This is a genomic window from Streptomyces sp. NPDC101237, assembly GCF_044767465.1.
Lineage (GTDB): Bacteria > Actinomycetota > Actinomycetes > Streptomycetales > Streptomycetaceae > Streptomyces > Streptomyces gramineus.
Map to the genome: position 1 here is coordinate 76,072 of NZ_JBIWNY010000007.1, position 17,979 is coordinate 94,050.

Annotated in this window: 17 protein-coding genes and 1 pseudogene; 9 read left to right on the forward strand and 9 right to left on the reverse strand. The window is 72.2% G+C overall.

Going from position 1 to position 17,979, the window contains the following annotated elements; genetic code table 11:
• The first annotated feature begins 1 nt into the window (after position 1).
• From ACIRQ9_RS13365 to ACIRQ9_RS13385, 5 genes are all read left to right on the forward strand, one after another.
• Positions 2 to 277 carry a hypothetical protein gene (locus tag ACIRQ9_RS13365; protein ID WP_404171134.1) on the forward strand — a complete coding sequence of 92 codons (276 nt, stop codon included), beginning with the start codon at positions 2 to 4 and terminating at the stop codon, positions 275 to 277.
• Positions 278 to 437: 160 nt separating this feature from the next.
• Positions 438 to 1,505, forward strand: coding sequence for a glucose-1-phosphate thymidylyltransferase (locus ACIRQ9_RS13370; RefSeq protein WP_404171137.1), 1,068 nt, complete (start codon positions 438 to 440; stop codon positions 1,503 to 1,505).
• Entirely contained in the window at positions 1,502 to 2,503 is a 1,002-nt protein-coding gene (gene rfbB, locus ACIRQ9_RS13375; RefSeq protein ID WP_404171141.1) for a dTDP-glucose 4,6-dehydratase, read from the forward strand. The genes ACIRQ9_RS13370 and rfbB overlap by 4 nt, the downstream gene beginning before the upstream one ends.
• A complete protein-coding gene (gene rfbD / locus ACIRQ9_RS13380) occupies positions 2,500 to 3,381 on the forward strand; it encodes a dTDP-4-dehydrorhamnose reductase (protein ID WP_404171144.1) in 882 nt (293 codons plus the stop codon). Before rfbB ends, rfbD begins: the two co-directional genes overlap by 4 nt.
• On the forward strand, positions 3,378 to 4,178 hold the full coding sequence (locus tag ACIRQ9_RS13385) for a class I SAM-dependent methyltransferase (RefSeq protein ID WP_404171147.1): 801 nt from the start codon (positions 3,378 to 3,380) through the stop codon (positions 4,176 to 4,178). The genes rfbD and ACIRQ9_RS13385 overlap by 4 nt, the downstream gene beginning before the upstream one ends.
• A 51-nt stretch (positions 4,179 to 4,229) precedes the next feature.
• On the opposite strand, the gene rfbC is transcribed toward ACIRQ9_RS13385, so the two are convergent.
• The 5 genes from rfbC to ACIRQ9_RS13410 form a co-directional block, all read right to left on the reverse strand.
• Positions 4,230 to 4,829, reverse strand: a complete 600-nt coding sequence (gene rfbC, locus ACIRQ9_RS13390) for a dTDP-4-dehydrorhamnose 3,5-epimerase (RefSeq protein ID WP_404171150.1) — start codon at positions 4,827 to 4,829, stop codon at positions 4,230 to 4,232.
• 4 nt (positions 4,830 to 4,833) lie between these two features.
• The gene (locus tag ACIRQ9_RS13395) at positions 4,834 to 6,849 is read right to left on the reverse strand and encodes a glycosyltransferase family 2 protein (protein ID WP_404171153.1); all 2,016 of its coding nucleotides are present in this window, start codon (positions 6,847 to 6,849) and stop codon (positions 4,834 to 4,836) included.
• Between the two features lie 148 nt (positions 6,850 to 6,997).
• Positions 6,998 to 7,582 (reverse strand): isochorismatase family protein, encoded by a 585-nt coding sequence (locus ACIRQ9_RS13400; RefSeq protein ID WP_404171156.1) that lies wholly within the window; start codon positions 7,580 to 7,582, stop codon positions 6,998 to 7,000.
• A gap of 8 nt (positions 7,583 to 7,590) precedes the next feature.
• Complete coding sequence (locus ACIRQ9_RS13405) at positions 7,591 to 9,003, reverse strand: MFS transporter (RefSeq protein ID WP_404171159.1); 1,413 nt, start codon at positions 9,001 to 9,003, stop codon at positions 7,591 to 7,593.
• Complete coding sequence (locus tag ACIRQ9_RS13410; protein WP_351323938.1) at positions 9,000 to 9,437, reverse strand: MarR family transcriptional regulator; 438 nt, start codon at positions 9,435 to 9,437, stop codon at positions 9,000 to 9,002. The genes ACIRQ9_RS13405 and ACIRQ9_RS13410 overlap by 4 nt, the downstream gene beginning before the upstream one ends.
• Positions 9,438 to 9,528: 91 nt before the next feature.
• On the opposite strand from ACIRQ9_RS13410, the gene ACIRQ9_RS13415 reads away from it, so the two are divergent.
• The gene (locus ACIRQ9_RS13415; RefSeq protein ID WP_404171162.1) at positions 9,529 to 10,029 is read left to right on the forward strand and encodes a metallophosphoesterase family protein; all 501 of its coding nucleotides are present in this window, start codon (positions 9,529 to 9,531) and stop codon (positions 10,027 to 10,029) included.
• Positions 10,030 to 10,060: 31 nt separating this feature from the next.
• On the opposite strand, the gene ACIRQ9_RS13420 is transcribed toward ACIRQ9_RS13415, so the two are convergent.
• Both ACIRQ9_RS13420 and ACIRQ9_RS13425 read right to left on the reverse strand, forming a co-directional pair.
• Positions 10,061 to 11,515: a hypothetical protein gene (locus ACIRQ9_RS13420; protein WP_404171165.1), complete on the reverse strand. Its 1,455-nt coding sequence runs from the start codon at positions 11,513 to 11,515 to the stop codon at positions 10,061 to 10,063.
• A gap of 209 nt (positions 11,516 to 11,724) precedes the next feature.
• Positions 11,725 to 12,831 carry an XdhC family protein gene (locus ACIRQ9_RS13425; RefSeq protein WP_404171168.1) on the reverse strand — a complete coding sequence of 369 codons (1,107 nt, stop codon included), beginning with the start codon at positions 12,829 to 12,831 and terminating at the stop codon, positions 11,725 to 11,727.
• Between the two features lie 162 nt (positions 12,832 to 12,993).
• On the opposite strand from ACIRQ9_RS13425, the pseudogene ACIRQ9_RS13430 reads away from it, so the two are divergent.
• From ACIRQ9_RS13430 to ACIRQ9_RS13440, 3 genes and pseudogenes are all read left to right on the forward strand, one after another.
• A pseudogene (locus ACIRQ9_RS13430) lies at positions 12,994 to 13,194 on the forward strand (GTP-binding protein); the annotation flags it as partial.
• Between the two features lie 84 nt (positions 13,195 to 13,278).
• Positions 13,279 to 15,135 carry a cellulase family glycosylhydrolase gene (locus tag ACIRQ9_RS13435; RefSeq protein WP_404171171.1) on the forward strand — a complete coding sequence of 619 codons (1,857 nt, stop codon included), beginning with the start codon at positions 13,279 to 13,281 and terminating at the stop codon, positions 15,133 to 15,135.
• Between the two features lie 160 nt (positions 15,136 to 15,295).
• A complete protein-coding gene (locus ACIRQ9_RS13440) occupies positions 15,296 to 15,961 on the forward strand; it encodes a TetR/AcrR family transcriptional regulator (RefSeq protein WP_404171174.1) in 666 nt (221 codons plus the stop codon).
• Positions 15,962 to 16,027: 66 nt separating this feature from the next.
• Here ACIRQ9_RS13440 and ACIRQ9_RS13445 read toward each other — a convergent pair whose 3' ends face one another.
• Complete coding sequence (locus tag ACIRQ9_RS13445; protein ID WP_404171177.1) at positions 16,028 to 16,363, reverse strand: hypothetical protein; 336 nt, start codon at positions 16,361 to 16,363, stop codon at positions 16,028 to 16,030.
• The gene (ctaD, locus tag ACIRQ9_RS13450) at positions 16,360 to 17,958 is read right to left on the reverse strand and encodes a cytochrome c oxidase subunit I (protein WP_404171179.1); all 1,599 of its coding nucleotides are present in this window, start codon (positions 17,956 to 17,958) and stop codon (positions 16,360 to 16,362) included. The genes ACIRQ9_RS13445 and ctaD overlap by 4 nt, the downstream gene beginning before the upstream one ends.
• Positions 17,959 to 17,979: the final 21 nt, after the last annotated feature.

Below are 17,979 nucleotides of genomic sequence, written 5' to 3' on the forward strand. Positions count from 1 at the left end.
TGTGGCACACACCTTCGACGAACTCGTGGCGAAGCACCGTGCGGCCGACGCGGCCCACGGGAAGGTCCTGGAACTGCGGGACGCCTACGGACCACCGGCCCTTCAGCAGCCGGGCGGCGCCCAGTCAGAGACCTACGAGACCGCGCTGCGCGCCTGGCGCGACCTGGCCCGCGACGAACTGACCGCGGTCAGCGAGTACGCCCGCGCCGAGGGCCGGCGGCGCTCCGAGGTCGAGGCGGAGGTGGAGCGCGCCGCGGCCCGGCCGGAGGAGGCCTGAGCCGCTCCGGTGACGGCCGGGACGATGGCAAGAATCCGGTGAGATGTCCGCCTGAGTCACCGCGTGGCCGCATGACGTCCGTGCCGAGGCCATAGTGTCGTAACCCGTCAGGAAATCAGAAGAACGTCTCAATCGGATGTTCACCTATAAGGTGTAGCGAATGAAGGCTCTGGTGCTCTCCGGCGGTGCCGGTACACGGCTTCGGCCGATCACCCACACATCGGCCAAACAGCTCGTGCCGGTGGCGAACAAGCCGGTGCTGTTCTACGGCCTCGAATCCCTCGCGGCGGCGGGCGTCACCGAGGTCGGCATGATCGTCGGCGACACCGCCGCCGAGATCGAGGAAGCGGTCGGCGACGGCTCGAAGTTCGGCCTCGACGTCACCTACATCCCGCAGGAACGGCCGCTGGGCCTGGCCCACGCGGTGGTGATCGCGCGGGACTTCCTCGGTGACGACGACTTCGTCATGTACCTCGGCGACAACTTCATCGTCGGCGGCATCAGCGGACTGGTCGACGAGTTCCGCGAGACCCGCCCCGACGCGCAGATCCTCCTCACCCACGTGCCCAACCCGCGGGCCTTCGGCGTCGCCGAACTCGACGCCGACGGACAGGTGGTCGGCCTGGAGGAGAAGCCGCAGGAGCCCAAGAGCGACCTCGCCCTGGTCGGCGTCTACCTGTTCACGCCCGCCATCCACGACGCGGTGCGGGCCATCCGGCCGTCCTGGCGCGGCGAGTTGGAGATCACCCACGCCATCCAGCACCTCATCGACCGGCGCGCCGACGTGCGCTCCACGGTGATCAAGGGCTACTGGAAGGACACCGGCAACGTCGTCGACATGCTGGAGGTCAACCGGACCGTCCTGGAGGGCCAGGAGCCGCGCATCGACGGCGAGGTGGACGAGGCCAGCCAGATCGTCGGCCGGGTGGTCGTCGAGGCGGGCGCCCGCGTCACCAACTCGCGGATCGTCGGCCCGGCCGTGATCGGCGCCGGGACCGTGGTGGGCGACTCCTACGTGGGCCCCTTCACGTCGATCGCCGAGAACTGCCGGATCACCGAGAGCGAGTTGGAGTTCTCCATAGTGCTGCGGGACTCCTCCATCGACGGGGTGGGCAGGATCGAGTCCTCGCTGATCGGCCGGCACGTCGAGGTGACCCCCGCCGCCGGCACCCCCAGCGCCCACCGCCTCGTCCTCGGAGACCACAGCAAGGTGCAGATCCGTTCATGAACCTCCTCGTCACCGGCGCCGCCGGCTTCATCGGCTCCACCTACGTCCGCGGCCTGCTCGCCGCCGACGGCCCCGACGCGCCGCACATCACCGTGCTGGACAAGCTCACCTACGCGGGCACCCTCACCAACCTGCCGGGCTCGCATCCCCGCCTGACCTTCGTGCAGGGCGACATCTGCGACGCCGAACTGGTCGACCGGCTCATGGCCGAGGCCGACCAGGTGGTGCACTTCGCCGCCGAGTCGCACGTGGACCGCTCCATCGACGGAGCCGGCGCGTTCGTCCGCACCAACGTGGTCGGCACCCAGACCCTGCTGGACGCCGCCCTGCGGCACGGCGTCGGCCCGTTCGTGCACGTCTCCACCGACGAGGTCTACGGCTCCATCGAGACCGGCTCCTGGCCCGAGACGCACCCGCTCCAGCCGAACTCGCCGTACTCCGCCTCCAAGGCCTCCTCGGACCTGCTCGCGCTGGCCTTCCACCGCACGCACGGCCTGGACGTGCGCGTCACCCGCTGCTCCAACAACTACGGGCCGCACCAGTTCCCCGAGAAGGTCGTCCCGCTCTTCGTCAGCAACCTCCTCGACGGCAGGAACGTGCCGCTGTACGGCGACGGCAGCAACGTCCGCGACTGGCTGCACGTCGAGGACCACTGCCAGGGCATCGACCTGGTCCGCACCGGCGGCCGTCCCGGCGAGGTCTACAACATCGGCGGCGGCACCGAGTTGAGCAACAGGGAACTCACCGGCCTGCTCCTGGAGGCCTGCGGCGCCGGCTGGGACCGCGTCGACCGCGTCGCCGACCGCAAGGGCCACGACCAGCGCTACTCCGTCGACTGGAGCAAGATCCACGACGAGCTGGGCTACACGCCCAAGCACGACTTCACCTCCGGGCTCGCCGACACCGTCGCCTGGTACCGCGACCACCGGGACTGGTGGGAGCCGCTCAAGGAACGCGCCGCCCTGGAGTCCCGCGCGGAGCAGGAGAAGCACGGATGAAGTGGCTGGTCGCCGGTGCGGACGGAATGCTCGGCCACGACATGGTCGGGGAACTCGCCCGCCGTGGCGCCGAGGCGGTCGCCCTCGGCCGCGCCGGCCTCGACCTCACGGACGCCGGCTCGGTGGAGTCGGCGTTCGCCGCGCACCGGCCCGACCTGGTGGTGAACTGCGCCGCCTACACGGCCGTCGACGACGCCGAGACCGACGAGGAGCGGGCCCTGCTGATCAACGGCGAGGGCCCGCGCCTGCTGGCCCGCGCCGCCGCCCGGCACGGCGCCCGCCTGATCCACGTCTCCACCGACTACGTCTTCGACGGCGAGGCCCGCGCCACGCCGTACCCCGAGGACCACCCCACCGCCCCGCGCACCGCCTACGGCCGCACCAAGCTCGCCGGCGAACAGGCGGTCCTCCAGGAGCTGCCCGGCGCCTCCGCCGTGGTGCGCACCGCCTGGCTGTACGGCGTCCACGGCCGCAGTTTCGTGCGCACGATGCTCGAACTCGAACAGCGCCTGGACACCGTCGACGTCGTGGACGACCAGCGCGGGCAGCCCACCTGGACCGCGGACCTCGCGGTGCGGATCGCACAGCTCGGTCCCAGGCTCTCCCAAGATCCCGCCGCACACGGTATCTTCCACGGAACCAGTTCCGGCGAGGCCAGCTGGTACGAACTGGCCCGTGAGGTCTTCCGGCTGGCCGGGGCAGACCCCGGCCGGGTGCGCCCCACCGACAGCCGGGCCTTCGTCCGGCCCGCGCCCCGTCCGGCGTACAGCGCCCTGGGGCACGCCAGATGGCGCGAGATCGGTCTGGAGCCGTCCCGGGACTGGAAGTCGGCACTGCACGAAGCACTGCCCCATATCCGCAAGGAGATGTCCCAGTGAAACGGCACGAGTTCCTGCGGGAACTCCACAAGGTCAGCGCGAACCGCAACTACCTGGAGATCGGTGTCAACGACGGTCGCAGCCTGACTCTCTCCCGGGTGCCCAGCATCGCGGTCGACCCCGCCTTCAAGGTGGTCTCGGAGATCCGCTGCGACGTGCACCTCGCCAGGGCGACCAGCGACGACTTCTTCGCCCGCGAGAACCCGCTGGCCCATCTGCGCGGCGGCCGCCACCCGTTGCGCAACATCGCGCGCAACCGCAGCCCGTTCGGCTACTGGCAGCGGACCACGCTCGACCTGTCGTTCATCGACGGCATGCACCTCTTCGAGTACGCGCTGCGGGACTTCATCAACATCGAGAAGCACTCGGACTGGGCGAGTGTGATCGTGTTCGACGACATGCTGCCGCGCAACGTCGACGAGGCGGCCCGCGACCGCCACACCGACGCCTGGACCGGTGACGTCTACAAGCTGGTCGAGATCCTCCACCGCCACCGGCCCGACCTGGTGACCGTCCTCGTCGACACGGCCCCCACCGGCCAGCTCGTGGTCTTCGGCGCGGACCCGGAGAGCACCGTCCTCGAGGACAGGTACGACGAGATCATCGCCGAGTTCGACGTCCCGGACCCGCAGAAGGTCCCCGAGGCGATCCTGGGCCGCACCACGGCGGTCACCCCGGAGCAGTTCGTCGGCGCCGGCTTCTGGAAGCCCCTGGTGGCCTCCCGCAACCGGGGCACCAAGCGGGCCCGCGGCTGGGAGCAGCTGCGCGTCGCGCTGGACCAGCTGAAAGCGTCCTGAACCGCCCCGCGGCGCGCGGTGTCCGCGCGCCGCGGGAACCCCGGCGGACGCTCAGCCGCCGGAGCGCAGGCTCTCGTAGTACGCCACGCAGTCCGCGTAGGCCGGCAGCAGCCCCGAGGCGGCCGCCTCCGCCAGGGACGGCGCCTCGGCGTCCTTCTCCGACAGCACCGGCTCCAGGCCCTCGGGCCACTCGATGCCCAGCTCCGGGTCGAGCGGGTCGATCCCGTGCTCACGGCCCGGCGCGTACCCGGCCGAGCACAGGTACACCACCGTAGCGTCGTCGGTCAGCGCCATGAACGCGTGCCCGAGGCCCTCCGAGAGGAACACGGCGTGCCGGTTCTCCTCGTCCAGCCGGACCGCCTCCCAGCGGCCGAAGGTCGGCGACCCGACCCGGATGTCCACGACCACGTCCAGCACGGCCCCGCGCACGCACTTGACGTACTTGGACTGGCTCGGCGGCACGTCGGCGAAGTGGACGCCGCGCAGCACGCCCCGCCGTGAGACCGAGCAGTTGGCCTGGGCGAGGTCGAGGTCGTAACCGAGGGCCTCACGGAACTCCCCGGCCCTGAACCACTCGTGGAAGCTGCCCCGGTCGTCGGGGAAGACCTTCGGCTCCTGCACCCAGGCGCCTTCGATGTCCAGCGGTCGCACGTTCCTATTCGCCTTCCTGTCGTGCGGACTTGCCCCTGCCGAGGGCCCTGAGCAGGGCGCGCCGCACCGGCAGCGGCAGCGTGCGGGCGAGGCGGCGGACCGCGCCCGGCGCGGCCCCGGGGCCGTGCTCGTCCGCGGCGGGCCTCCTCGAGGCCGGCTTGACCACCTTCAGGCCCGTGGGGGAGTGGCGGACGGCGAGCGGCAGCGTGAAGAAGCGCGGCTCGGGCGCGTCCGCGACCAGGCAGAGCGCGAGCTGCCAGCGGCCGTCGCGCACCGAGCGCACCGGCAGCGGCGCGTCCAGCACCGCCTGTCCCTCCCCGTCGGGCGACAGCGTGGCCGGCACCTCCAGCACCTCGGCGGCCGGCTTCGGGCCGGTCAGCCGGAGCGAGGCCTTGACGTCACCGGCGACGTGGAAGGGCAGCACCGCCCGCAGCCGGTCGCCCGCCACGGTGAAGTCCTCGGGCCGCAGTTCGCCGAAGCCCAGCCGCCTGCTCGCCTTGTCGACGTCGAGCGCGAAGGTGTCCTTGACCGTCCAGTACGGCAGCACCCGGCGGCCGCCGGTCACACCCGGGAGCGGCATCGCGGGCAACGGGTCCCTGGTCGCGGGGAACAGCCGGTACTCGCGGTTCCAGCCGCCGATGGTCAGCCTCACGTACGCGTCCCACAGCCCGGCCGGGAGCGGGACGCCCGCGGCGGCGGTGGCCGGGTCCACGGTGGCCGTGGCCCTGACCACGAGCCGGACGCGGCCCGGCTCGTCCTCGACCGGCACCGTCTCGCGGGTGAACTCGACCGGCTGGAAGTACTGCGCGTGGGTCTCGCGCTCCCGCATCATCAGGTCGACCTTGGCCTTCGGGAAGCGGGCGGCGGTGCCGGCCTCCAGTCGGGCGACGGCGTCGGCGACGGTCCGCGGCGGCCCGTCGAGCGGGGCCACGGTGGTGTCGGCCGGATAGGTCTTGGGCGCGCCGTGCGCGCTGTACTCGGCGCTGAAGGCGACCTTCAGCGCGCCGCCGTTCCAGGCGATGCTCTCCAGGGCCGTGGAGGGGCTGATGGCGGCCTCCCACTCGGCGAGCGCGAGCACGTCCTCGTACCGTCCGGCGCCGGCCAGCTCGGCGACCACCCGGTGGGCCGGCTCCAGCAGCGCGAACACGGAGGGGCCCATGCGCTCGGCGATCACCTTGTGGATCTCGTCGAAGAGTTCCCTGCGGTAGTCGTCGGGCAGCTTGAGGAACCGGTTGCCGCGCAGCCGCTCGCTCATCTCGCTGCGCAGCCAGCGGCGGAACATCCTGTCCCGCTTGGGTCCGGGCTCGGTGTGGCGCTCGACGACGTCGAGGGCCTCCCGCAGGTTGGCGAAGTAGCCGACCGGGTCGAAGCGCTGGAAGCCGGCGTTGGAGGCGTCCTCGCGCTTGAGGTGGTAGTAGCAGACGTAGTCGCTCAGCACCGAGATGTTGGAGGCCCGCAGGTAGGCCTCGGCGACGAAGACGTGGTCCTCCAGCCGCCTGCGGCCCTCGGGGAAACGCAGCCCGGTGCGGTCGAGGAAGGACCGGCGCAGCATCTTGTGCGGGGTGAGGGAGTCCATCAGCGGGGCGTTCTCGACGGTGGCCCGCGGACGGTTGCGGCGGAACAACTCCACCGGCACCGGCCGGCCCTTGCCCGCCATCTTGCCGATGATCAGGTCGGCCTCGTTCGCGACGCCGTAGTCGTACATCCGCTCCAGGGCCTCGTCGCCGAGGAAGTCGTCGTTGTCGACGAACATCACGAACTCGCCCTTGGAGGCCTCGATGCCGACGTTGCGCGGCTTGCCCGACCAGCCGGAGGGCTCCTGGTGGATGACGTGGACGTGCGGGTGCTCGGCGGCGACCGCGTCGAGCCGGGCCGGTGTCCCGTCGCTGGAGCCGTCGTCCACGAAGATCACTTCGTACTCGTCGCTCGGCAGTGACTGCCGCAGCACCGAGGCGATGCAGTCCTCGATGTAGGGCCCGGGGTTGTAGACGGGAACGACGACACTGACCTTGACCGGCATCCGGTTTCCTAGCCCCCTGGATAGGCCGTCCGTTCGGCTGGACGGCACGTACTCGTTGCCGCATGCTAACCCGGCCGTGGCCTGGGGATTTCTTACCTTTGGTCCAGGGCCGGGTCGTCACAGGTCAGGCGGATGTCAAAGCGCCGGCTCAGTCGTGGGTCTTGGCGAGCAGCTCCAGGACCTCGGCCGTGCTGCCGGACTCGCCGAGCCGCGGGAAGACGCGCTCCACGCTGCCCCGGTGGGCCTCCGGGTCGGCGTCGGCCATGGCGTCGGTGGCGAGCGTGACGTGGTAGCCGTGCGCGTAGGCGTCGCGGGCGGTGGACTCCACGCCGATGCTGGTGGCGATGCCGGTCAGGACGATCTGGGTGACGCCGCGGCGGCGCAGCTGGTCGTCCAGGCCGGTGCCGTGGAAGGCGCTCCAGTTGTGCTTGGTGACGAGGATGTCGCCGTCGTGGCCGGACAGCTCGTCGACGACGACGTCCCAGCCCTCGGGGAAGGCGAGGCCGCGCGCCTGGCGCTCGGTGCGGCCCGGGACGGCGTCGGCGCCGTCGGCGGCGAAGGACACCCGGACCAGGACCACGGGCAGGTGACGGGCGCGGAAGGCGTCGGCGAGCTCGACGCTGCGGGCCACCACCTCGGCACCGGTGTACGGCTGGGTGGGCATGCCCACGATGCCCTGCTGCAGGTCGATGACGACGAGGGCGGAACGCGGGTCGAGCGTGCTCAGAGACATGGGGTGGATCAGGCCTTTCGGGGGGCTTGACTGGGTCGGGGCGTGAGCCGGGCCAGGGAGCGGTCCGGCAGGGTGATCGCCAGCAGCACTGCGGAGCCGGCGAGCATGAACAGGGCCAGGCCGTGCAGGCCGCCCGTGTCGGCGCGGTGCGGGTAGAACGCCGCGGTGGCGGCGGAGGCACCCAGCGCGCCGAGGTACATGAAGGTGCGCAGCAGGCCGGCGGCGGAGCCGATCCGCTCCGGGTCGGCCTGCCGGTACAGCGCGGTCTGCGCGGCGAGTCCGAGCAGCCCCTGCGGGATGCCGAGCAGCGCGCCGGCCGCGAGCAGCAGCCAGAGCGGACTGCCGGCGCCGACCAGCAGCAGGGCCGCGCAGCCCGCGATCTGGAGGACGGAGCCGATCACCAGCTTGGCGCGGACGGCCTCCCGGCGGCCGGTGAGCGTGGCGGTGACGAGCGCGGCGGCCGACAGCGGCAGCAGCGCGAGCCCGGCCGTCGAGGCACTGAGCCCGCGGCCCTGCTCCAGCCACTGCGTGTAGCCGTAGAGGAAGGCGTAGGAGGTGGTGTACGCGAGGAACTGGCGTACGTAGGTGACGATGAGCGGGACGTTGCCGCCGAGGACCCGCAGGTCGACGAACGGGTCCGGCACCCGCAGCTCCCGTGCCGCGAAGGCGGCGGCCGCCGCCAGCGTCAGCACCGGCAGGTACCAGCGGTCGGCCCGCGGTGCCATCAGGAACAGCATCAGCGCGATCAGCAGGACGGCGAAGAGGGCCATGCCCGGGAGGTCCATGCTCTGGCGCCGTCCGCCGGCCACCGGCCGCGGCAGCCACTTGACGCCGAGGACCAGACAGGCGGCCGAGAGCGGCACGTTGACGGTGAACACCAGGTGCCAGCCGCCGGCGCCGATCAGCAGACCGCCCAGCGTCGGGCCGATCACCGCCACGGTCTGGGCGGACACCGCGAGCGCGGTCAGCACCCCGGCCGGACTGTCCTGCCCGGTCCGCTCGGCCTCGCTCCGGGTCAGCCGCATCGCCGCCGGGTAGGCCGCCGAGGTGCCGAAGCCGAGCAGCACCCGCGCCGCGATCAGCACGCCGAGCGAGGGCGCGAGCGCGCCCAGCAGACCGGCGACGCCGACCAGGCCGGTGCCGACGAGGTAGAGCCGCCGCGGTCCGTACATGTCCACGAGCCGGCCGATCACCGGCTGGCCCACGGCCGTCGCCAGGTACAGCGCGGTGACCAGCCACACCGTCTCGGCGGGCGGGGCCCCGAAAGCGATGCCGATCGGCACCAGGGCGACGGCGATCATCGAGGAGTTGATCGGGTTCAGGACCGAACCGAGGACCATCGGCGCGATCAGCCGCCGGTCGAAGCCGTCGGGGGCGGGGCGGGTGTCCTGCGGGGTGCGTCCGGTGAGCTTCGGTATCACGGGCGGGAGAGCCGTTCCAGCAGTTCGAACGCGGTGAGCATGGTCTGGCGCTCGTCCTCGGTGTAGCGCTCCTCGAAGGCGCGGGCCAGCCACTCGTCCCGCACCTGCCTGTTGCCTTCGACGCGGGCCTGGCCGGCCTCGGTGAGGGTGACCAGCTGGCGGCGGCCGTCGGTGGGGTCGGGACTGCGGCGGATCAGTCCCTGCTGGTCGAGGCCGGCCAGCGTGGTCGCCATCGACTGCGGCCGCACCCCTTCGGCGGAGGCGAGCGCGCTGGCGGTGGCGGCGCCGTGCTTGGCGACCAGCGTGAGCGCCGACTCCTGGGACGGGGTGAGGTCGGCGTCCTGCGCGACCTCCCGGATACGGCGGCGCAGTCTGCTGAACGCCACGCGCAGGTCGCGCGCCGTGCGGGTCGCGGAGTCCGAGATCTCAACCATGCCGACCACCCTAGGACCGTCAGCGCAAACTGTCCAGCTAGAACTGTTCAGTTCTGCCTGAAGATCTCATGAGGGTCATTAGGCTGATCCCGTGCGCCTGCTCCTCACCTCCGACACGCACCTCCCGGTGCGCGCCAAGCTGCTCCCGGACCGGCTCCTCGCCGAACTCCCGCGCGCCGACGTCGTGTTCCACGCCGGTGACTGGGTCGACGAGGCCACCCTCGACCTGTTCACCCGCCACAGCCGCCGGCTCGTCGCCGTGTACGGCAACAACGACGGCCCCGGCCTGCGCGCCCGGCTCCCCGAGGTGGCCCACGCCGACCTGGGCGGCCTGCGTTTCGGGGTGATCCACGAGACCGGCCCCGCCCAGGGCCGCGAGACCCGCTGCGGCGCCCGCTTCCCGGACCTGGACGTCCTCGTCTTCGGGCACAGCCACATCCCCTGGGACACCACCGCCTCGACGGGCCTGCGCCTCCTCAACCCCGGCTCGCCCACCGACCGCCGCCGCCAGCCGCACTGCACCTACCTCACCGCGGAGGTCGCCGACGGCACGCTCTCCGAGGTGACGCTGCACCGGCTGCCGCCGCGGTGACCGGATCCGCACCCGGACGTCCCTGCGTCGGTCAGGGAGCGATCCCGACCCCGTCGACCCTGCTCCAGCGCCGCTCCTGGGCCGCCGTCATGGCCGGCCAGCTCAGCCCGCCCGGCCGCGGGCGGACCCGGGAGGCGTAGGTGCCGGGCCGGAAGCCGGGGTCGTAGAAGCAGCCGGTGGCGTAGACCCGGTCGTAGGCGGCGCACGAGGCCGCGATCGAATGGGGCGTCGGCTTCCGGCCCGTGCGCACCCAGCCGTCCAGCGCCGCGATCGAGTCGGCGTACTCGGCGTCGCTCAGCGCGCTGTGCTCGGACTCGTGGCTGAACGTCTGCACCAGGTACCGGTCCCGGTGCGCGCCGCGCAGGGTGGCCCGGTAGGCCGACTCGTGCTCCACGAACGCGGTCGGGTCGTCGATCGCGTGCAGCGTGAGCACCGGGATCGACACCTTCCCGGTGAGGTCGCTGTCCCAGGAGAGGTCGCGTACCGCCGTCGGATCGGCGGAGAACCGCTCGACCCCGGCGTTCAGTGCCCTGTCGTCGTGCGACCCCGAGTACCGCACACCCCGGTTCGAGAACGGGTTCCGGCCGCCCAGCCGTTCGTGCACGATGTCCCGGAAGGTGAAGACCGCGAACCGCAGATGCGACTCCAGGGTGCGCTCGGGGACGCCGGTGACGCCGAGGATGTCGTCGAGGTTGCGCTGCTGGAGGGCGGTGCGCTCCCGCGGCGCCGAGGCGTAGCCCGTGCACTCCTGGAGCCGGGCGCGCAGTCCGGCCGTGGTCAGCGTCGAGTCCGCGCGCAGCCCCTGCCACAGCGGGTACTGCGGTTCGGTCGGCCGGGGCATGTTCCGGCAGTAGTACTGGTAGACCACGCGCAGGTCGACACGGTAGTCGTACCCCCGCGACGCGCCCCCGAGGACGCCGCTGGTGAGCAGCGCCCCGTCGTAGGGCCCGCCCCGGCCGCCGTACACCTCGGCCACCTTGGCGGCGACGTCCCCGCCCCAGGACTGGCCGTGCACGTACGTCCGCCGCGGCTTCCCGAAGTCCCGGACGAACAGCCGGCGCACGTTCTCGGTGTCCTCGGCGGCCATCCGGGTGCCGTAGCCGCCCCGGCGGTAGGACGAACCGGCCCAGGCGTAGCCCTCCTTCACCATCACCGACCAGCGGGCCAGGTCGTCGACGCTGCGGACGGGATCCGAGGCGGCGCCGAGGTCGGGCCCGCCGTGGGCGTGCACCACCAGGGAGCCGTTCCAGCGCGCGGGGACGGCGACGGCGTAGTAGGCGCCGTGGCCGTCCTGCCCGGTGTAGCAGGTGGCCCTGCCGTCGAGTTCCGCCGGACACGACACGGCGGACGGCGGTGGAGTCTGCGCCTGCGCGGCGGGGGCGACCGCGAACGCGGCGGTGAGGGCCGCCGCCAGCGAGGCGAGCAGTCCGGTGCGCCGGTGACGGCTGGTCCGGCGGGTCCGTGCGGGCGTTGTCGACCTGTCCAAGACGCGGCTCCCTGTCGTCGTCGGCGCTCCGTCGCGCCGTCCGCGGCGATGCTAGGGAGCGGGCCGGGACCGGAACCATGGCTCGCGCGTTGTGTTCATAGTGTTCGGCGGGCGGAACACGCGATCGGCGCCGCACCGGGGGCCGTTCGGCGGGGTGCGGCCCTGGCGGGCCGTGGCGGTGCGGTGCCGTGAGACGCGCCGCCCGGCGGTCAGCGCGCGGCGGCCGCGTGGATGGCGCCGCCGGTCGTCGTCAGCGGCGCGCCGCTGCCGCCCCAGCGCAGCGCGACGATCTCCGCGGCCACGGACACCGCGACCTCCTCCGGGGTGCGGGCGCCGAGGTCGAGGCCGAGCGGCGAGCGCAGCCGGGACAGTTCCGCCTCGGCGAGACCGGCCTCGGCCAGCCGCGCGCGCCGCTCGTCGTGGGTCCTGCGGCTGCCCATCGCCCCGACGTAGGCGGCCGGGCGCCGCAACGCCTCCTCCAGCAGCGGCACGTCGAACTTCGGGTCGTGGGTCAGGACGCAGATCACCGTGCGGTCGTCGGTCGCGGTGGCACGCAGATAGCGGTGCGGCCAGTCCACGACCACCTCGACGGCCGCCGGGAACCGCTCGGCCGTGGCGAAGACCGGGCGGGCGTCGCAGACGGTCACCCGGTAGCCGAGGAAGTCGCCGATCCGGGCCACCGCCGCCGCGTAGTCGATCGCGCCGAAGACCAGCATGCGGGGAGGCGGCGCGAACGACTGCAGGAACACCGTCACCGCGTCCTCGCGCCGTTCCCCGTGCGGCCCGTAGTGCCTCGACACCGAGGCGCCGAGGGCGAGTTCGCCGCGCGCGTCGGCGGTGACGGCGACGTCCAGGCCGGTCGCGCCGAGCGTGCCGGCCGCCCGCTCCTGCCACACGGCGAGGACCGCTCCGCGCGCCGCGGGGCCGTCCACCACCGTCGCCACGGTCACCGGTTCGCCCGCGGCGACCGAGGCGGCGACCGCGCCGAACGCCGGATCGGAACCGGCCGTCACGGGCCGCACCAGCAGGGTGATCTCGCCACCGCAGGTCAGCCCCACCGCGAACGCGTCCTCGTCGCTGTAGCCGAAGGTCCGCAGCCGCGGCTCGCCGCTCGCCACGACCTCCTGTGCCAGGTCGTACACCGCGCCCTCCACGCAGCCGCCGGAGACGCTGCCCACGACCTCGCCGTCCGGGCCCACGGCCATGGCCGCGCCGGGCCCGCGCGGCGCGCTGCGGCTGACCGCGACCACCGTGGCCAGCCCGAACGGAATCCCGGCCGCGTGCCATCCGGCCAGCGCCGGCAGGATCTCCCGCACGATCCGCTCCCTTCCCGTGGCGGCACCGGCCCGCGCCGCCGCGCGGGGACATGGCGATGCACGTGCGGCATGACGAAATGGTGCAGATCACTCTAAGACCGGCGCCGGAAGGTGGCGAGCGCTGCGGGAGGCCCCGGCGGGCGCCGGGGGAGGACCCCGGCGGGTGCGGTGGAGAGGGGCCGGGTGCACCGGCTGGAGCAGCTGCTGCCGGGGCTGACCCGGGGCGAGGGCGAGCTGGAGAGCGCGTTCGACCACTACGCGCCTGTCACGCGGGGCGCGGTCCCCGAACGCCCACGCACCGACCGCAACCCGCTCAACCGGAAGGAGTACCTGCTGAACGTGACGGGCCGTACGGGCGGCTGAGGCGTGCGTGTCTGACGGATGTTCAACTTACTCACGGGTCAGAAGCATTGACGGGTGGCCGGGGAGCGCCGGAATGTGGTGGACATGACTACTGTCCGGGCGCGTCTGATCGTTGTCCTGGTCGTCCTCTGCGGATTCCTCGCGGTGGCGGGCGCTCCGTCCGCCGCCGCGGCCACCCCCTCCGACTCCCTCTGGTTCGACGGCACCTCGCTCACCGTGCGGAACGGCCGTTTCGTCGACGGCCAGGGCCGCGAGGTGGTGCTGCGCGGCTACAACGTCTCCGGCGAGACCAAGCTGGAGGAGAACGGCGGCCTGCCGTTCGCCTCCGTCGCCGACGCCGGGAAGTCCGCCGCCGCGCTGCGCGCCCTCGGCGGCGGCGACGCGGTGCGCTTCCTGCTCTCCTGGGCGCACGCCGAACCCGTGCGGGGCCAGGTGGACACCGCCTACCTGGCCGCCGTCACCGCTCAGATGCGGGCGTTCCTGGACGCCGGCATCCGCGTCCTCCCCGACTTCCACCAGGACCTGTACTCCCGCTACCTGTTCGGCCAGGGCAGCTGGTACACCGGCGACGGCGCTCCCGCGTGGGCCGTGGCGCTGGGCGGCTACCCCGCCGAGTCGTGCGGGATCTGCCTGTTCTGGGGCCAGAACATCACCCAGAACGCGGCGGTGCAGAAGGGCCAGTACGACTTCTGGCACGACAGCCACGGCCTCCAGGACGCCTTCCTGGCCACCGCGCAGACCACCATGGCGTACCTGGCGGGGCACCTGACGGCCGACGAGTTCGCCGGCGTCGTCGGCTTCGACCCCTGCAACGAGCCGTACGCCGGCAGCTACGACTCCGGCCAGACCTCCCGGACCTGGGAGCGGGACCTGCTGTGGCCCTTCTACCAGCGGTTCCGGGACCGGATGGACGCGGCAGGGTGGAGCGCCAAGCCCGCCCTGGTCGAGCCCAACCTCTTCTGGAACGCCAACATCAGCACCCAGAAGCAGGAGGGCGGCCTGCTGGACGCCGGCACCCTCGGCTCCCGCTACGTCTTCAACACCCACTTCTACGACCAGAAGGCCATCTCCGGCATCCTGATGTGGGGCAACGCCTCCGACGGCCAGTACAGCGCCGACTTCGGCACCGTCCGCGACCGCGCCGCGGCCGCCGGAACCACGGGGATCGTCAGCGAGTTCGGGCATCCGCTGTCCGGAACGACCGCGGGCAAGGCCCCGACCGTCGACAAGGCCATGTACCAGGCCCTCGACTCCCGCCTCTCCGGGGCCGCCTGGTGGTCCGCGCCGGCGTCCTCGGGCCCGGTGCTCTCCGGCACCCAGTGGCAGTGGGACATCTACAGCGGCCGTCACCACGAGCTGATGAACGGCAACCCGGGCAAGGTCCGCACCTCCGGTGACGCCTGGAACGACGAGGATCTGTCGGCCGTCGCCATGGACGACTCCGGTACCGTGACCCTGCGCCAGGACGCCCGGCTCCTCGACCGGGTCTACCCGGCCGCCACCTCCGGCACCACCCTCGCCTTCACCTACGAGGACCGCTCCCGGGACGGCTCGACGACCCTGACCTGGAACCCGGTGCCCGGCTCGCTGCCGAACGTGGCCGCACTGGTGGGATCGGGCCAGTACGCCGTCCAGGTCTGGCGCTCGGGCGGTGCGGCCGCACCCACCGAACTCCACCTCCCGGCGTCCTTCCCGACCGCGTCCACCACGGTCGTCTCGGACCTGGGCACCGTCCACGCGCTGCCGTCGTACACGTCCTCGACGCCGGTCGGCGTGGCACCCGAACCGGGCGGCACGGGCAGCCGCCGACTGCTGCTCGGCGCCCCGGACGCCGGCGTGCTGCACTTCGCGCTGGTGACGAACGCGGCCGGCACGCCCGGCGCCGACCGGCTGAACGCGGCCAGGGCGGAACTGGCCGCCTGGGTGGCGGCGAGGTTCTGAGGTCGGCCGCGGGCCGCCGGGCCTTCGCGGCTCCGGCGGCCCGCGGCGCAATCCCGTTGAGGCGAAAGAGGACTTACCTGAAAGTAAGGTGGGGTAGGAGCACCGGAGGCGGAACGCGGGCGACGACATCGGTCATCGCGCGGATGACGTGGGGGCAATCGTGGCGGGCAGGCTCAAGGCACCGACGGGACGCTACGGCGGCCGGTCCGCCGAGGAACGCAAGGCCGAACGGCGCCGGCGCTTCCTCGACGCGGCACTCCAGCTCTTCGGCGACACGCCGGGGTACCGCGCCACGACCGTCGCCGCGCTCAGCCACGCGGCCGGCCTGTCCACCCGGCAGTTCTACGAGGAGTTCCACACCCTGCAGGACGTGCTCGCCGCGCTGCACCTGGAGGTCAACGGCTGGGCCGAGAAGGCGGTACGGGACGCGTTCGCGGAGGCGAGGCCGCTGTCGCTGGTGGACCGGGTGACGGTGCTCTTCCGGGCGTACGCCCGCGACGTCACCTCGGACCCGCGCCGCATCCGGGTCGCCTTCGTCGAGATCATCGGCGTCAGCCCGAGGCTGGAGGACCAGCGCCTGGCGCGGCGTGCCCGATGGGTGGAGCTGATCTGCGGCGAGGCCGACGCCGCGGTGGCGCGCGGGGACGCGGCGCCCCGCGACTACCGGCTGGCGGCGACGGCCTTCATCGGCAGCGTGAACGGGCTGCTGCACGACTGGAGCGCCGGCCGGGTGGACGCGACGCTGGACGACGTCGTGGAGGAACTGGTCCGGCTGCTGGTGGGGATGTTGCGCCCGGAGGGCTGGACGCCCGGCGGCGCCCCGTAGCCCCGCGGGCTCCGTGGCTTCATCCCTGCGGTGGAGCTGTCCGGTGCGGGCGTCCCGGCGGGCCACTCACGCGGACAGCGTCAGGGCGGCCGCCGCCGTCAGCAGGGCGCAGACCAGCAGGAAGCCGGCCAGCAGCCGCCGGCGCAGGAACCGGTACCGCGTCTCGTACTCACGCCTCAGCTGCTCGCCGCGCTCCGCGGTGCGGCGCCAGGACGACCGGGTGAGCTCCAGGTACTCGGTCTCGACCTGCCCTTCCAGATCGGCGCGTTGGGAGTCCGTGAGCCAGCCGATCCTCTCCGCGAGCCGCGCCGCAGCCCTGCGGCCCTCCGCCCTGGTCGCCGCCAGCAGCAGATGTCCCTCGACCTGCGCGACCAGCGCCCGTTCCTCCTTGCGGGCCGTCATCGGGTGCTCAACTCCCTCTCCACGTCCGGGTGGTGCAGGTCGAACGCCGGGGACTCGCTGCGGATCCGCGGCAGGGTGACGAAGTTGTGGCGCGGCGGCGGGCAGGACGTCGCCCACTCCAGCGAACGGCCGTAGCCCCACGGGTCGTCCACCTCGACACGCTCCCCGTATCTCGCCGTCTTCCAGACGTTGTAGAGGAAGGGGAGCAGCGACGATCCCAGCAGGAACGAGAAGATCGTCGAGACCGTGTTGAGCGTGGCGAGGCCCTCCGCGGCCAGGTAGTCCGGGATCCGGCGCTGCATGCCTTCCGCGCCCAGCCAGTGCTGGACCAGGAAGGTGCCGTGGAAGCCGATGAACAGCGTCCAGAAGGTGATCTTGCCGAGGCGTTCGTCGAGCATCTTGCCGGTGAACTTGGGCCACCAGAAGTGGAAGCCGGCGAACATCGCGAAGACGACCGTGCCGAAGACGACGTAGTGGAAGTGGGCCACCACGAAGTACGAGTCCGAGACGTGGAAGTCGATCGGCGGCGAGGCGAGCATGACGCCGGTCAGACCGCCGAAGACGAACGTGACCAGGAAGCCGAGGGTCCAGAGCATCGGTGTCTCGAAGGACAGCGAGCCCTGCCACATGGTGCCGATCCAGTTGAAGAACTTCACGCCGGTCGGGACCGCGATCAGGAACGTCATGAAGGAGAAGAACGGCAGCAGCACACCGCCGGTGACGTACATGTGGTGCGCCCACACCGTCACCGACAGACCCGCGATCGCTATCGTCGCGGCCACCAGGCCCATGTAGCCGAACATCGGCTTCCGGGCGAAGACGGGGATGACCTCGCTGATGATGCCGAAGAACGGCAGCGCGATGATGTACACCTCGGGATGGCCGAAGAACCAGAACAGGTGCTGCCACAGCAGCGCCCCGCCGTTGGCGGCGTCGAAGACGTGCGCCCCGAACTTCCGGTCCGCCTCCAGCGCGAACAGCGCGGCGGCGAGGACGGGGAAGGCGAGCAGGACCAGGACGGCGGTCAGCAGCACGTTCCATACGAAGATCGGCATGCGGAACATCGTCATGCCCGGTGCGCGCATGCAGATGATCGTGGTGATGAAGTTGACCGCGCCGAGGATGGTGCCGAACCCGGACAGGGCCAGACCCATGATCCACATGTCGGCGCCGATCCCCGGCGTGCGCACCGCGTCCGACAGCGGGGCGTAGGCGAACCAGCCGAAGTCGGCCGCGCCCTGCGGGGTGAGGAAGCTGCCCACCGCGATGGTCGAGCCGAGCAGGTACAGCCAGTAGGCCAGCATGTTCAGGCGCGGGAAGGCGACGTCCGGCGCGCCGATCTGCAGCGGCATGATCCAGTTCGCGAAGCCCGCGAACAGCGGCGTCGCGAACATCAGCAGCATGATCGTGCCGTGCATCGTGAACGCCTGGTTGAACTGCTCGTTCGACATGATCTGCAGACCCGGCCGGGCCAGCTCCGCGCGCATGAACAGGGCCATCACGCCGCCGACGCAGAAGAACGAGAACGCCGTGACCAGGTACAGCGTCCCGATCGTCTTGTGGTCGGTGGTCGTGAGCCACTTGAGGTTCCTCATACCCCGCCTGTGTCCGGGCCG

Bases quoted from the DNA above. Each gene is read 5' to 3' on its own strand.
- ACIRQ9_RS13370 (WP_404171137.1), top strand. From the start codon at position 438: ATGAAGGCTCTGGTGCTCTCCGGCGGTGCCGGTACACGGCTTCGGCCG.
- rfbB (WP_404171141.1), top strand. From the start codon at position 1,502: ATGAACCTCCTCGTCACCGGCGCCGCCGGCTTCATCGGCTCCACCTAC.
- rfbD (WP_404171144.1), top strand. From the start codon at position 2,500: ATGAAGTGGCTGGTCGCCGGTGCGGACGGAATGCTCGGCCACGACATG.
- ACIRQ9_RS13395 (WP_404171153.1), bottom strand. From the start codon at position 6,849: ATGCCGGTCAAGGTCAGTGTCGTCGTTCCCGTCTACAACCCCGGGCCC.
- ACIRQ9_RS13400 (WP_404171156.1), bottom strand. From the start codon at position 7,582: ATGTCTCTGAGCACGCTCGACCCGCGTTCCGCCCTCGTCGTCATCGAC.
- ACIRQ9_RS13410 (WP_351323938.1), bottom strand. From the start codon at position 9,437: ATGGTTGAGATCTCGGACTCCGCGACCCGCACGGCGCGCGACCTGCGC.
- ACIRQ9_RS13435 (WP_404171171.1), top strand. From the start codon at position 13,279: ATGACTACTGTCCGGGCGCGTCTGATCGTTGTCCTGGTCGTCCTCTGC.
- ACIRQ9_RS13445 (WP_404171177.1), bottom strand. From the start codon at position 16,363: ATGACGGCCCGCAAGGAGGAACGGGCGCTGGTCGCGCAGGTCGAGGGA.
- ctaD (WP_404171179.1), bottom strand. From the start codon at position 17,958: ATGAGGAACCTCAAGTGGCTCACGACCACCGACCACAAGACGATCGGG.